Source organism: Streptomyces xantholiticus, from assembly GCF_014651015.1.
In the GTDB taxonomy this organism is placed as follows: domain Bacteria; phylum Actinomycetota; class Actinomycetes; order Streptomycetales; family Streptomycetaceae; genus Streptomyces; species Streptomyces xantholiticus.
The window spans coordinates 41,730-54,734 of the sequence record NZ_BMWB01000036.1 but is presented as its reverse complement, the minus strand read 5'-3'; the positions used below and the strand labels follow the sequence as shown (position 1 = coordinate 54,734).

Sequence of the window (13,005 nt, the reverse complement as noted above, 5' to 3'; positions counted from 1 at the left end):
GGGGCAAAAGTCATGCCGGGCCCGGAGGCCAGCGGCCCTCTTGCAGGACCGCGGAAAACATAACGGGAGCAGGACGCCGAGACGGCTGCGGCTTCCACCGGTCGGCTCAGCGGACCTGCGCGTCCCCCCACCCGTTCCTACGCTGGCCGAATGATCATCAGATTTACTGCACGGTTGGCCTGTTGTTGCGTGGCGGCCGTCGCCGCGAGCGCCCTCGGACTTCTGCCGGCCTCCGCCGTACCGCGGACCGACACCACACCCCCTCCCACCGCCGCCGACGCGTCGCTGTTGCAGCAGGAGGGAACGCATGTCGGTTCCCTCAACGGCGCGCCCGAACTCCCCGAAGACGTCTCCGCCCTGTCGTGGCTGGTCTCCGACGCCGACACCGGCGATGTGCTCGCCGCCCATGACGCACACCGCAGGCTTCCGCCCGCCAGCACCATCAAGACCCTCTTCGCCGTCACCGCGCTGCCGAACCTGGTGGACGCCGCCCCGCACACGGTCACCGAGGAGGAACTCGAGGCCGTGGGCGAGGGAAGCAGCCGCGTCGGCATCGCCGCCGGCCGCACCTACACGGTCGAGGACCTGTGGCGGGGCGTCTTCCTCAGCTCCGGCAACGACGCCGTGCACGTACTGGCCTCGATGAACGGAGGCTGGACCGAAACGGCCGAGCAGATGCAGGCCAAGGCCCGCGCGCTGGGCGCCTTCGACACCTACGTCGTCTCACCCGACGGCTACGACGAACCCGGCCAGGTGTCCTCCGCGTACGACCTGGCGGTGTTCGGACGGGCCGGACTCGAGGACCCCCGGTTCACGTCGTACGCGTCGACCGTCGACGCGCAGTTCCCCGGCGGCACCGACGACGACGGCAGCCCCACCTGGACGTACGGCATCCAGAACACCAACCGGCTGCTCACCGGCGCGGACGGGGTGGAGAAGTACCAGGGGATCATCGGCATCAAGAACGGCTACACCTCCCAGGCCGGCAACACGCTGATCGCCGCCGCCCGCCGTGACGGCCGGACCCTGCTGGTGACGGTGATGAACCCTCAGGCGGGAGGCGGGCACGCGGTGTACGAGGAGGCCCGGTCGCTGCTGGACTGGGGGTTCGCGGCGGCGGATGACATCGAGCCGGTGGGGTCGCTGGAGCCTCCCGACGTACAGAAGGCTCCGGCGCCAGGGCCCGGGCCCGTCACGCGGGCCGCCACGCCGCCGGCGCACGCCCCGCCGGCCGTCTCTCCGGATGCGGGGACGGGTATCGCATACGTCTGGGTGGGAGCCTTCGTGGGCGCGTCCTGCGTGGCGGCGGCCATCGTCCTGCGGCGGCACCGCAGGGCGCGATTTCCCGAGGTCCGGGCGGCCGGCTCGGCCGTGAACCCGGCCGGCGGCAGCGTAGGCTCGCGGCATGAGTGACGCGGTGCCGCTTCTGATATTCACCGGTTCCTCGTCGAGATCATGGGTTGCTGCGCTTCGGGCGGCTCGAGCCCGGCTGCTGACGCGTCCCGTTGCCCCACCGGGCCGCGATGAGAATCGGTGGAGGATGTCGTGCCCGAGCTGCCCGATGTCGAGGGATTCCGGGAGGTCCTGGCCTCCTGCGCGCAGGGCAAACGGATCGAGCGGGTCGAGGTCGGCGACACGGGCGTGCTGCACGGGGTGAGCCCGGAGCGGCTGCGCCGAGATCTGGAGGGGCGTCGGTTCACGGAGCCGGAACGGCACGGGAAATGGCTGCTCGCCCGCACGGACGGGCCGACCGTACTGCTGCACTTCGGAATGACCGGACAGCTGGTCTGCTGTCGCGCGACGGACCCGCCGCATCCGCACGACCGCGTCGTCTTCACCGTCGGCCGCCGACAACTCCGCTACCGCGACCAGCGCAAGCTGCGCGGCCTGTGGCTCGCCGACGACCCCGACGCGGACGTCGCGCGGATCCTCCACGACCAGGGGCCGGACGCGATGTCGGTGGACCGGGCCGAGTTCGACAGGCTGCTCTCCCGCCGGCACGGCCGCGTCAAACCCGCCCTGACCGACCAGTCGGTGCTCGCCGGGCTGGGCAATCTGCTGGCCGACGAGATCCTGTGGCGCGCCCGCCTGCATCCCACGCGCCGGGCCGACCGGCTGGACGCGGACGAGCGCCGTCGGCTGCACACCGAGATGCGCCGGACCCTGCGCTCGTCGGTACGCGCCGGGCGCGTTCCGCCGAGGAGGACTTGGCTCACCGGCCGCCGTGACGACTCCGACCCGAGGTGCCCGCGCTGCGGCGGGCCGCTGAAGCATGAGCGTGTCGGCGGGCGCGGCACGGTGTTCTGCCCCCGGTGCCAGCCGGAGGGCCGGTGAACGCGGCCGTGCGGCCGGCTCCGCTCCCGATGGCCCAGGGCGTCCTCGACGCACTGAGCCGTGCCGGGCGCAAGGTACCCGAGGAGGTGCCCGTCGGCGGCTTCGACGACTCGCCCGCCGCGCTGTCGACCCGCCCCCGGCCCACCACGATCCGTCAGCCGTGGGACCTGATCAGCGAGGAAATGGTACGAATGCCCCTGGCCCGGATCGGCAGGGAGGACCCCGCGATGGTCACTGCCGACGGAGTTGGTGCGCCGGGAGTCGGCCTGCCCCGGGCCTCGTACGGAAGGACGCGTCATGGTGGCAGTGGACAGGTTCACCGGACTGCTGGATCCGCCGGTGTACGTCGTGACGGCGGCTGCGCACGGGCAACGGGCCGGCTGTCTCGTCGGGTTCGCCTCACAATCGTCGCTGAGTCCGGTGCGGTTCGTGGTGTGGCTGTCCAAGGTGAACCGCACGTACCGCGTGGCGCGCCGGGCCCCGTTCCTGGGCGTGCATCTGCTCCGCAGCGACCAGCACGAGCTCGCCAGGCTGTTCGGTGGCGAGACCGGCGACCGGGTCGACAAGTTCGCGCGGGCACGCTGGGAGCCGAGGGGTGAGGGCGTTCCGGTGCTCGACGACGCCTGCGCCTGGTTCATCGGCCGGGTCGAGGAGCATGCCGACTGGGGGGACCATGTGGGGTTCTGCCTGACACCGGTCGACGCTGCGGCCGAGTCCCTGCCGCGCGGATCGCTGCTCACCCTGGGCGACGTCACCGATCTGCGCCCGGGCCACCCGGCGCCCTGACCGCGGCGCCCTGGTGGGACCGCCCTTCGTCATCCCTCTTTGATCATGTCGGCGCACTTCTCGCCGATCATCATCGTGGTGATGCAGGGATTGACGGTGGTGAGGAACGGCATCACCGACGCGTCGGCCACCCGCAGACCGCGGACGCCCTTGACCCGCAGCCGGGCGTCGAGCGGGGAGTCCGGGTCGCTGTCGGCGCCCATGCGCACCGTTCCCGCCGGGTGGTAGACGGTGTTGTGCGTCTCGCGGATGTAGGCGAAGAGCTCCTCGTCACTGACGGCGGCGGCGCCGGGGGCGAGCTCCGTACCGGCCCATTCGTCCATGGGTGCCTGCGCGACGATTTCGCGGGCCAGCCGCAGGCCGTGGGTCATCACCCGGATGTCGTGCTCGTGCGTGAAGTAGCGCGGGTCGACCTTCGGCTTGTCCCGGAAGTCGCGGGTGCGCAGCCGCACGGTGCCGACGGAACGGGCCCGGGTGACGTTGGGGGTGAGGCAGAAGGCGTTGTCGGAGGTGGGGTAGCCGCGCCGGTAGGTGTTCAGGTCGAAGGGCACCTGGCCGTAGTGGAACATCAGGTCCGGCCGGTCCAGCCCCGGCTCGGTCTCCGCGAAGATCCCGATCTCCCACCACTGGGTGGAGCTGGTGACCATGGGCTGTCGGGCCTCCCACATGATCACGCCCTCCGGGTGGTCCTGGAGATGGGACCCGACACCACGGGCATCGACCCTGACGTCGACGCCCACCTCGCGCAGATGCGCGGCGGGACCGATCCCCGACAGCATGAGCAGCTTCGGCGAGTCGATGGCCCCGCAGCAGAGGATCACCTCGCGCCGGGCGGCGACCGCACCGGTGTGCACCGTGTCGGGCAGCAGGAACTCCACACCGGAGCAGCGCCCGTCCTCGGCGAACAGCAGCCGCCTGGCCTGCAACCCGGTCATGACCTCCAGATTGGGCCGCTTGCCCATGACCGGGTGCAGGTACGACACGGAGGCCGACGAACGGGTGCCGTCCTCATGGGCGTTGATCTGGAACCAGTGGGCACCCCGGACGACCGTGGTGCCGATGTTGAAGGGCGTGGTCGGGATCCCGGCCGCCGCGCACGCCTGCAGCAGGGCTCTGCCGCATGGGTCGTTCGGAGGAACGGTACGCAACTGCACCGGCCCGGACCGGCCGTGGTGGTCGCCGGGGGCGTCGTTCGTCTCCAGCCGCCGGTAGAGCGGGAAGCAGTCGGCCGCGCTCCATCCGGTGCAGCCCAGCGCGGCCCACTCGTCGAGGTCCTCCGCCGGCGCCCAGAAGGCGATGCAGGAGTTGTGGGACGAGCAGCCGCCCAGCACTTTCGCCCGGGCGTGGCGCATGAAGCTGTTGCCGTTCTCCTGGGGCTCGACGAGGTAGTCCCAGTCGTAGCCGGACTCCAGGAGCGCCATCCAGCGGTCGAGCCTGAGGATGTTGTCGTCGCCGACGTCCGAGGGACCCGCCTCCACCACGCAGACGGAGACGTCAGGGTCCTCCGTCAGCCGCGCCGCGACGACGGCCCCGGCGGTGCCGCCGCCGACGACGACGTAGTCGAAGACGGGCGGCGATGTCTGTGCGGGCATGGTCTCTCCCATCACGGGGGCCGGCGGTACCGGGTCAGGGGGCGGTGTCCGCCCGGTGCTCCGCCAGTACGCCCGTACGGTGCCGTTGCACGAACCAGTAGTAGGCGAAGCCGCCGACGGCCACGATGCCGATGAACAAGAACGCCCCCCAGCGCAGATACCAGTGCTGCGGACCCGTCGCGTTGTAGACCTCGGCCCTCGGCCACGCCAGGTTCAGCGACATCGCCGCCCCCCACAGCACCGCAAGGATGTTGACGGGCAGACCGAACCGGCCGAGCGAGAAACGGCCCTCCTGCGGCCGCCACCTGCCACGCAGCCGCTGGACGAGCATCGGCCCCGTCACCATCAGGTACGCCACGTAGATCATGATGATCGCGATACTGGTGATCACCGAGAAGATCTGCGGCTGGTTGACGTTGATGACAAGGATGATCACGCCGACGGCGCCGATCAGCACCGCGGGAATCACCGGCGTCCGGAACCGGGGGCTGACCTTCGCGAGAGCCGAGCCGGCCGGCAGGTTGTTGTCCCTGGCCATCGCGAACATCAGCCGGATTCCGGCGGCGTGGACGGCCAGTACGCACACCGTGATGGCGACGACGACGCACCACAGGAAGATCTCGCCGATCGTCGAGCCGAGCGTCTCGAGCACCACGTACTGCAGTCCGCCGGTGGACAGCTCCTTCGCATGCAGATCGGGCACGGCCATCAGGGCGAACAGCAGGATGAACCCGCCGATCAGGAAGGAGGCGATCAGTGCCCGCAGAATCGCCCGCGGGGCGTTGCGCCCCGGGTCATGGGACTCCTCGCCGAGCGAGGAGGCGGTGTCGAAGCCGTACATCACGTACGCCGACGCCAAGGACGCGGTGAGGAACGCACCGAAGTAGCCGAGGCTCCCGCCGCTTCCCAGCCCGTACGTCTCGGTGAGCACGCTGCTCGGCCCGCGGGTGATGTGGGCCGCGAGGAAGACGATCAGGGCGACGGCCGCGATCAGCTCGATGAAAACACCGGCCGAGTTGATCCGGGCCATCAGCTGTACGCCGAACGCGTTGACCACCGTCGAGAAGAGGATCAGCACCGTGCCCAGCAGGACCGCATTGGCAGCGGCGTCACCCGGCCTGCTGCCGTCGCCGACGAACTGGAACCAGTCGTCGATCTGCGGGAGTGTGATCTGGTAGGCGAGCGCGACGGCGGACAGGGTGACCATGGTGGCCGTCGTCATCATCCAGCCGCCGAGCCAGCCCACGTGCGGACCGCCCATCTTCTTGGCCCAGTTGTAGACCGAGCCGGCGACGGGATAGCGGCCCGCCAGCTCGCAGAAGCAGAGCGCCACCATGAGCTGGCCGGCGAACACCATGGGCCAGGACCACCAGTAGGCCGGCCCGCCGAAGCTGACGCCGAAGTAGAACAGCTGGAACGTGCCGGTGAGGATCGAGATGTAGCTGATCCCGGCGGCGAAGGTGTGGAAGTTGCCGAGTGTGCGCTTCAGTTCCGGCCGGTATCCCAGTTCGGCGAGCGAGTCGTCGCCGTGCACCGTTTCGCGTCCGCCGGGGCCCTCCGCCCTCGTGGTCACGAGAACCACCTCTGCGGAGCGGGCGAGAGTCTCCGCCAGACGTGTTTGGCCTCCTGGTACTCAGCCAGCCCGGCGGGCCCCAGTTCGCGGCCGAAGCCGGACTGCTTCATGCCGCCCCACTCGGCCTGGGGGACGTAAGGGTGGAAGTCGTTGATCCACATGGTGCCGGCCCGGACGCGCGAGGCGACCCGGTGCCCGCGGTCGGTGTCCTCGGTCCACACCGCGCCCGCCAGCCCGTAGACGGTGCTGTTGGCCAGTGCCACGGCCTCGTCCTCGTCGTGGAACCGCTCCACGGTCAATACCGGACCGAAGGATTCGTCGCGGATGACGGACATCCTGGCGTCGCATTCGTCCAGGACGGTCGGCAGGTAGTAGAAGCCGTCCTTGAGTTCGGCCTGCTCCGGGCGCTGTCCACCGCAGCGCAGCACGGCTCCCTCGGCCAGCCCCGCGGCCACGTAGGCCTCGATCTTGTCGCGGTGGGCGGCGGAGATCAGCGGCCCGGTGCGGGCGTTCTCGTCGAAGGGGCCGCCGAGTGGAATGCGCTGGGTCTGCTCGACGATCGCGTCGACGAACGAGTCGTGCAGCTCGTCCTGGACCAGCAGCCGTGCGCCGGCCGAGCAGACCTGACCCGAGTGCAGGAAGACCGCCATCAGGGCGTGGTCGACGGCGGCTGCGAAGTCCGCGTCGGCGAAGACGATGTTGGGGTTCTTGCCGCCCAGCTCCAGGGCCACCTTCTTCACCGTCGGCGCGGCTGCCGCCATGATGCGCCGGCCGGTGACCAGGCCGCCGGTGAACGAGACGAGATCGACCCGCGGGTCCTCGGTGAGCGGAGCCCCGGCGGCGGGGCCCGCGCCGAGCAACAGGTTGGCAGTTCCCTCGGGCAGACCGGCCTCGGTGAGCAGCCGCATCAGCATGACGGCGGTGTGCGGGGTCAGTTCACTGGGTTTCAGCACGAACGTGTTCCCGGCGCCCAGTGCGGGCGCCACCTTCCACGCGGTCTGCAGCAGTGGATAGTTCCAGGGAGTGATCAGTGCGCACACACCCACCGGCTCGTGGACGACTCTGCTGTCGACGCCCGGGTCCCCCGTGTCGACGACACGGTCGCCGCCGCCCGCCGCGACCAGGTTGCCGAAGTACCGGAAGCAGTTGGCGATGTCGTCCATGTCGTAGGCGCTCTCGACGAGCCGCTTGCCCGTGTCGAGGGATTCGGCCCGGGCGAGGGCGTCCTTGTCGCGCTCCAGCAGCTCGGCCGTGCGCAGGAGCAGGGCTCCGCGCTCGGCGGCCGGGGTGCGGGGCCAAGGGCCGTGGTCGTAGGCCTCGCGTGCTGCGGCGATCGCCGCGGCGGCGTCCTTCGGCCCGGCCTCGTCGACCGTCGCGACGAGCGAACCGTCGGCCGGGCAGCGGATCTCCCGCGTTCCGCCCTCGGCAGCGGCGGTCCAGACGCCACCGATGAAGAGCTCCGGCATGGCGACCTCCAAGGATCGGACGGGCGTCCGATGAGTCAATCACCGACAGTAGCGGGGGTGGCCGGAACGCGCAGCGCGGCGGACATGGGCACCGGCCCGCTGCCTCCGCGCGATCACGGTTGGCACCTCGACCGTGCACGCGCACCGTGCGTACTGCCGACTCGAGCTGCACACCGGGGACTGCCCGCGACCGAGAACCCGCCGGGACTCGAGACTCCCGCCGCCCTGTGGGTAGGGCCGCTGCTGAGTGAGCCGAGTCGGCTCACGGCCGCCGCCGCACGGCACTCCGCAACGTCGGCGGCTGAGAGCCGTCCTGCTGAACCAGTTACGGATGGCGTCCCGGCACGCCCACGCCCACCGACACCTCAATGCGATGAGGGGCGGGTCGTCGTCGGTGTGGTGCTCCAGCCGGAACTGCGCCTCACCGACCGCGGAAGGGGCGTATCCGTGCGAGCTGTGAGAGGAACGGCAGGGAAGTTGGCCGCGGCGCTCCACGCCGTGCCTGCCCGCCGCACCGGCCTTCTGAAATTTGGCAAGTGCGGCCTGGCGCAGGCACTGCCCGGCGTATGAGCGACCAGCCGGCCCAACCGTCTCGCCCCGGAGTTCTCGAGCGCCTCGACCTGCCGGCGAGATACTGCATCGACGGCGGCGTGCACACCGCCCCCTTTTCGGGCGCGGGAATTTCTACCAGCGGTACCAGCGGCTTCGCCGCCCGCCCGAAGCGGCCGGCCGGATCACGAATCCCAGCAGCCACAGCACGAGGATCACGGCGGCGATCCACCAGAGCGCCTCCAGGGCAAAACCGGCCCCGAAGAGAATGAGCACGAGCAATAGGACCAGAAGCAGGGGAATCATCTTCATCGCCTCCGAAATTCCGTATGCCCCGTGCCGTAAGTGACATTCGTGCGCGGTCGCCTCTTTCCCCGGAACTCCCACCGGGAGGTTTGGTGACGGTCGGCGTGCGGGGCGGGCGGCCGCTCCCCGTGAGGTTCCCGGGCCGGGCAGCGTGCGGAAGCGAGGACGGGGGCGAGTGGGCAGCGCCGGCGCGCGGGCAGGCCGAACCGGTGAACGACGACCGGTTCCGTGGAAGCCGGGCCGGAGGTCAACGCACCGGATGGTGCGACAGTTCACCGTCCGTCGTCAGCGGGACGAACTCCTGGACGAAGTCGTCGCCGGCCCCGACGAGACCGCAACTGCTCTCGGGGAACTCGTTCCAGGCTCCCGGCAGCCCGCTGAGCGGCTCCGACACGACGAGCCGTGTCTCGACGGACAGCCCCTCCAGGAACTGCAGGTCGGGGTGCAGCTCGCGCAGAGTGTCGACCTCGGCGCTGTAGTAGAGCGACCGCGAGCGCCGCTCGCTGGAGTAGCGGAACGCCCACAGCCCCTTCCCGTCCGTCACCGCGACGGTCATCTGCAGTGGATGCTCCACGCCGTGCCGGCGGCCCAGGGTCTCCACATGCCCCGCCATGCGGGCGACGGCCGTCAGCGGGTCCTGGTCCAGGCCGAAGGTGAGCGCCAGGTAGAACATCACCTCGGAGTCGGTCGAGCCCTCGATGTCGGCGAACAGGGACGGGTCGATGACCAGGCAGAGGTCCCGGCGCAGCCGGTGGAAGTCGGCGATCGCGCCGTTGTGCATCCACAGCCAGCGCCCGTGGCGGAACGGGTGGCAGTTCGTCTGCTGGATGGCAGAGCCGGTCGACGCCCGGATGTGGGCGAAGAACATGTGGGAGCGGATGTGCGCCGAGATCTCGCGGAGATTGCGGTTGTTCCACGCGGGCCCCGTTTCCCTCACGACGGCCGGGGTGCCCATCCCGGGGCTGTACCAGCCGATGCCGAACCCGTCTCCGTTGGTCGTCTCGACCCCCATCCTGGCATGCAGGCTCTGGTCGATGAGGGAGTGTGCGGGGCGGTAGAGCACGGAGTCGAGGAGCACGGACGTGCCCGTGTAGGCCAGCCATCGGCACATCTGGGACCTCTCCTCTCCGCCCCCGGAATCGGCGCCTCTCTGCCTGTGCGGCCCGACGCTTCCATGGTCACTTGTCCTGCCGGTTGATCGCCACGCAGGACCGAAGCGGGTGTCCGGCCGCCCATGAGCCTGACTGTCAATGCACCGCCCGGCCCTCCAGGGCCGGCCGCGGGCCGGGGCGACGATCTCGCGGACCGGCCGTGCCCGTCTTCCGCCTGCCGCCCGGTCCGGGCAGGGCCGCATGACCGCTGCAGCGGGGCCCGGCGCCGCGGCCGTTCGTCCGGCCGCGGCCCGGACTGCGCACCGGCCGTCGGTGTGTCCTCGCGCCGTTCGCGAGCCGGTCGGCCCCGGAGCTGCCACAGTGGCGGTGGAGAAGTCGGTGCGCCTCGATGGAACCGCGCGCGGACTACGGTGCAGATGAGGTGGTCTTGTGACATCGGATGCGTCCGGCGGGACCCCGCCGAGCGGTGTCCGACCGCTCGCAGCAGGCGACCTCTCCGGCCGGCAGCGGTGGCAGGCACTCGCCGTCTGTCTCATGGCGGGTTTCATGACACTGCTGGACGTCTCGATCGTGAATGTGGCCCTGCCGTCCATCCGTGAAGGGCTCGACGCGCAGGAGTCCGTCCTGCAATGGGTGCTGTCCGGGTACGCGCTGGCCTTCGGACTCGTGCTGGTCCCGGGCGGGCGCCTCGGCGACGCGCGCGGGCGTCGTGCGGTGTTCATGCTGGGGCTGGCCCTGTTCACCCTGGCCTCGGCCGCCTGCGGTGCTGCCCAGTCGGGCACCTGGCTGGTCGTCGCCCGGGTGGCGCAAGGATTCGCGGGAGGCCTGATCACGCCCCAGATCTCGGCGCTGATCCAGCAGATGTTCCCCGACCACGAACGCGGTCGCGCCTTCGGCGTCTTCAGCACCGTCGTCGCTGTCTCCACCGCCGTCGGCCCCCTGCTCGGCGGACTGATCATCCAGCTCGCCGGGGCACAGGAGGGGTGGCGCTGGGTGTTCTACGTGAACCTCCCGCTCGGTGCGGTCTGCCTGGTCCTGGCCAGGCGGCTCCTGCCCGACACCCCTTCGGCGGGCCGGATCACCGTGCGCCGGCTCGACCCCGTCGGTGTCGTGCTGCTCGGGGCCGGAGTACTGACACTGCTCCTGCCGTTCGTCCAGACGCACCAGTGGGAGGGGCCGTGGAAGTGGCTGCTGCTCGTCCCCTCCGCGGTGCTGCTCGCGTGCTTCGTGGGCTGGGAGCGCCGTTGGCGGGAGCGCGGCGAGGAGCCCGTACTGGACCTGTCGCTGTTCCGGGTCCGCAGCTACTGGCTCGGATGCCTGCTCATCCTCTTCTACTTCGCCGGTTTCACGTCGATCTTCTTCGTCTCGACGCTCTATCTGCAGAGCGGCCTCCAGTACAGCGCGCTGCTGGCCGGGGCCGCCATCACGCCGTTCGCAGTCGGCTCGGGGGTCGCCGCGAACGTGGGTGGCCGGCTGGTGAGCCGGTTCGGCAGACCCCTGATCACCGTCGGTCTGACGATGGTCGCCCTGGGGCTCACCGGAACCGCGATCGCCGTCGGGCTGGTTCCCGGCCGGGGGGCCGGATGGGCCATGGCGGCCCCGCTGCTGTTCGCCGGGCTGGGCGGCGGCCTGGTGATCGCGCCCAATCAGACGCTGACCCTGGGCCAGGTGCCGGTGGGTTCGGCTGGCAGCGCGGCCGGCACGCTGCAGACCGCGCAGCGGGTCGGCTCCGCCGTGGGCATCGCCGCCGTCGGTTCGGTGTTCTTCGCCAATCTCGGTCCGGGTGACTGGTCCTCCGCCTTCGACGCCGGACTGATCGTGTCGGTCGCCTTCGTCGTGGCTGCTCTGGTCATCTCGCTGGCCGATTACGTCGTCGGGCGCAGGCTGCGCCCGACGACGACGCCGGCGGCTCGCGACCGGTGCGCCCGGTCCGGTCGCCGGTGACCTGAGGCCGAGGCCGTCTCGGCGTGATCAACCCTCTCGGCGTGATCAAGGGGCCGTGGTCTCCGCGACCACCATCTCGGTCACCGCTTTCACGCCGCCCTCCGCCAGTGCCCGCCGCTGCCGGTCGGCCGGTGTGCCGTCCTGCAGCAGCCGGTGCACCAGCGCCACCACCTCCCGGCTGTCGCCCGCGGCCTCCAACGCGGGCGCGATGTGCTCCATCAGCAGCGCGACGACGTCGCCCGCGCTCCGCCGCTCCCCCGTCGCGGTGATCAGATGGCCGTTCAGTCCATGCCGGGCGGCCTGCCAGTTCGCTGCCTGCACGATCTCGGGAGGGCCGGTGATCACCGGCGTACCGGCTTGGGCCTCGTGGATCGCGACGGTGACCAGCGCGCGTACGATGCCGGCGAGCATGACCGCTTCGTCGGCACGCAACTGAACGTCGGGGCAGCGGACTTCCACGGTCGGGAAGCGGTCGGACAGCCGGGCCTGCCAGTACAGCTGCCCGGTGTCGGAGATGATGCCGCTGGCCAGCAGCGTTTCGATACGCTCCCTGTGGTCGTAGAGGTCCCGGAAGGCCGGCGGCGGCCCGCTGACCGGCCAGCGCCCGTAGATCACGGTGCGCCAGCTGGCGAATCCGGTGTCCTGCCCGTCCCACAGCGGCGAATTCGCGGACATGGCGACCAGCACGGGCAGCCAGCCGCGGATGCGGTTCAGGACAGCCACCCCGATCTCGCGCGACGGCACCGCCACATGTACGTGCATCCCGTTGACCAACTGCTCCGCCACCAGTTGCGGGGCCTGCACACGCATGGCGCGATAACGGGGCTTCTCGGTCACCAGCGCCGACACGGCCCCCCTGAGCGGCGGCGTCGCGCAGGCAGCGAGCCGGCAGCCGTTGGCCTCGGCGGCGGCGCCGACCGCGTGCCGCATGCGCAGCAGGTGCCCGCCGACCTCCTCGAGGTCGGTGCACACGGGCGTGGCCACTTCCACCTGCACCTGCAGCAGCTCCGAGTGCAGTTCGCCCTCGCCGATGATCGGTGCCAGGCCCGCGGCCGCGCGCACCTGCTCCGCCAGCGATACCGGCACCCATGTCTCCGGGTCGAGCAGCAGATATTCCTCTTCCACCCCTAGGGTGACCGGTTCCATGAGGCCAGTCTCACGGGCCGGGTCACAGGAACCGTGCAGGACACAGGGCGGTCGCCCGAAAGGCGTCGCGGGCCGCCGGCTCGCCGCACACCGGCGCAGCAGTGAATCAGCGACCGTCGCCCACCCGTATGGCGGGCCGGGAGCGCGCGCCGAGGCGCGCTGGCTCCGCGACCCGGCAGCCGTGCGGTATTCCTGAC

Annotated in this window: 10 protein-coding genes and 1 pseudogene; 5 read left to right on the top strand and 6 right to left on the bottom strand. The window is 70.8% G+C overall.

The window, feature by feature from the left end:
• Window positions 1-150 precede the first annotated feature (150 nt).
• The 4 genes and pseudogenes from IE198_RS32365 to IE198_RS32350 all read left to right on the top strand — a co-directional run bounded on the left by IE198_RS32365 (window position 151) and on the right by IE198_RS32350 (window position 3,120).
• Window positions 151-1,413: a D-alanyl-D-alanine carboxypeptidase family protein gene (locus IE198_RS32365; RefSeq protein WP_189893138.1), complete on the top strand. Its 1,263-nt coding sequence runs from the start codon at window positions 151-153 to the stop codon at window positions 1,411-1,413.
• Window positions 1,414-1,545: 132 nt separating this feature from the next.
• Complete coding sequence (locus IE198_RS32360) at window positions 1,546-2,334, top strand: Fpg/Nei family DNA glycosylase (RefSeq protein WP_189893160.1); 789 nt, start codon at window positions 1,546-1,548, stop codon at window positions 2,332-2,334.
• Window positions 2,335-2,363: 29 nt separating this feature from the next.
• Window positions 2,364-2,601 (top strand): annotated as a pseudogene (locus IE198_RS32355) (substrate-binding domain-containing protein); the annotation flags it as partial.
• A gap of 30 nt (window positions 2,602-2,631) precedes the next feature.
• Complete coding sequence (locus tag IE198_RS32350) at window positions 2,632-3,120, top strand: flavin reductase family protein (RefSeq protein ID WP_189893157.1); 489 nt, start codon at window positions 2,632-2,634, stop codon at window positions 3,118-3,120.
• A 29-nt stretch (window positions 3,121-3,149) separates the two neighbouring features.
• On the opposite strand, the gene IE198_RS32345 is transcribed toward IE198_RS32350, so the two are convergent.
• The 5 genes from IE198_RS32345 to IE198_RS32325 all read right to left on the bottom strand — a co-directional run bounded on the left by IE198_RS32345 (window position 3,150) and on the right by IE198_RS32325 (window position 9,717).
• Window positions 3,150-4,712, bottom strand: a complete 1,563-nt coding sequence (locus IE198_RS32345; protein ID WP_189893132.1) for a GMC family oxidoreductase — start codon at window positions 4,710-4,712, stop codon at window positions 3,150-3,152.
• A gap of 34 nt (window positions 4,713-4,746) precedes the next feature.
• Window positions 4,747-6,285 carry an APC family permease gene (locus IE198_RS32340; RefSeq protein ID WP_189893128.1) on the bottom strand — a complete coding sequence of 513 codons (1,539 nt, stop codon included), beginning with the start codon at window positions 6,283-6,285 and terminating at the stop codon, window positions 4,747-4,749.
• A complete protein-coding gene (locus tag IE198_RS32335; RefSeq protein WP_189893125.1) occupies window positions 6,282-7,751 on the bottom strand; it encodes an aldehyde dehydrogenase family protein in 1,470 nt (489 codons plus the stop codon). Before IE198_RS32335 ends, IE198_RS32340 begins: the two co-directional genes overlap by 4 nt.
• A 684-nt stretch (window positions 7,752-8,435) precedes the next feature.
• Complete coding sequence (locus IE198_RS32330) at window positions 8,436-8,606, bottom strand: hydrophobic protein (RefSeq protein WP_189893155.1); 171 nt, start codon at window positions 8,604-8,606, stop codon at window positions 8,436-8,438.
• Window positions 8,607-8,853: 247 nt separating this feature from the next.
• Entirely contained in the window at window positions 8,854-9,717 is an 864-nt protein-coding gene (locus tag IE198_RS32325; protein WP_189893124.1) for a class II glutamine amidotransferase, read from the bottom strand.
• A 430-nt stretch (window positions 9,718-10,147) separates the two neighbouring features.
• On the opposite strand from IE198_RS32325, the gene IE198_RS32320 reads away from it, so the two are divergent.
• Window positions 10,148-11,662, top strand: a complete 1,515-nt coding sequence (locus IE198_RS32320) for an MFS transporter (RefSeq protein ID WP_229834683.1) — start codon at window positions 10,148-10,150, stop codon at window positions 11,660-11,662.
• A 45-nt stretch (window positions 11,663-11,707) separates the two neighbouring features.
• On the opposite strand, the gene IE198_RS32315 is transcribed toward IE198_RS32320, so the two are convergent.
• Window positions 11,708-12,808, bottom strand: coding sequence for a carboxylate-amine ligase (locus tag IE198_RS32315; RefSeq protein WP_189893122.1), 1,101 nt, complete (start codon window positions 12,806-12,808; stop codon window positions 11,708-11,710).
• Between the last annotated feature and the right edge of the window lie 197 nt (window positions 12,809-13,005).